General features: G+C 60.3%; 1 protein-coding gene. It reads left to right on the plus strand.

What is annotated here, in order from left to right; all coding sequences use genetic code 11:
• Window positions 1-161 precede the first annotated feature (161 nt).
• Window positions 162-944, plus strand: a complete 783-nt coding sequence (locus tag Q3C01_RS44820) for a GntR family transcriptional regulator (RefSeq protein ID WP_458151740.1) — start codon at window positions 162-164, stop codon at window positions 942-944.
• Window positions 945-1,172: the final 228 nt, after the last annotated feature.

Below are 1,172 nucleotides of genomic sequence, written 5' to 3' on the forward strand. Positions count from 1 at the left end.
GAGCTTCTGCTCTTGGAGCTTGCGGCGACACCGGTTCAATCGACTGTCGAATTCGTAGCGGGTGAAATGAAGTCCCATCTTTCGCCGCCTCCATTTACACTGAATGTAGCTTAATATACTTTGTGTATTATAAGACGTCAAGCTGTGAAACGAGGTTGCCTATGCCAGCCAGGAGCGCCGAAGCCAAACGCACGAACATCAGCGTGCGCAACCGTTTGCTCCTGGCGTCAAATACGAAGCCGCGGGGCAAACCTAAGGGCTCGGGAAGCCGGACAGTTTTCGATGCGCTGCGTGGCCAGATTTTGAGCGCTGAGCTACCGCCGGGTGCCGATATCGACGAGCAAGAGCTCGTTGCGCGCTATGGCATCTCGCGAACGCCGGTACGAGAGGCACTGATCAAGCTCGCCTCGGAAGGGCTGGTCCAGATCGTGACGAACCGCGGTGCGCGTGTTGCGCCTCTCGAGGTTTCGGAGGTTCCGCCATTGCTCGAGGCGCGTGAGCTATGTGAGCGGGCGATCAATCGCTGGGCCGCTGTGCGACGCACGGCGAGCGATCTCGCCGCGATCGAAGCCGCCTGCCTCCTATTCGAGGAGGCTTCGCATGCCGGCGACTACAACGCGATGGCAAGTGCCAACAGCGACTTCCATGCTGCCATCAGCCGCGCCTGTGGCAACCGGTTTATCGAGGAGCACTACCGAACCATCGCCACACAGACTATTCGGCTCGCGCGCATGGCCTTAACCACCGACCGCAGCGATCCGCCAGACGGACGCTATCACGAGACCGTCCGGCAACACCATCGCGGCATGGTAGATGCGATCCGCCGCGGCGACGCCGAGGAAGCCGACCGCCTCGCCAAGGAGCATGCGGTACTCTTTCGAGACCACATGCTGAAATTCTTCGAAACCAACCGGGCCGCCGAGCTCGACCTTACGTCGTTATGACCGGCCGACGCCTGCTCTCCTGCTCCACGGCGTGCAACGGAAACATGCCCTGCACAGTAGGCACTCATGTCGATGGCACCCTTACGACTTCTGTTTCATCAACATCGGCACACCAGAGCTTGGTCCACGAGGCGCCTTCGACCCGTCCCGAGCCATCCTCGAAAATTGACGAATCTCCGCCAGCGCCCTGGCATTAACCCAGCCGCGATCGAGCGATTCGGGTACAGC

This window comes from Bradyrhizobium sp. UFLA05-109 (genome assembly GCF_054185165.1).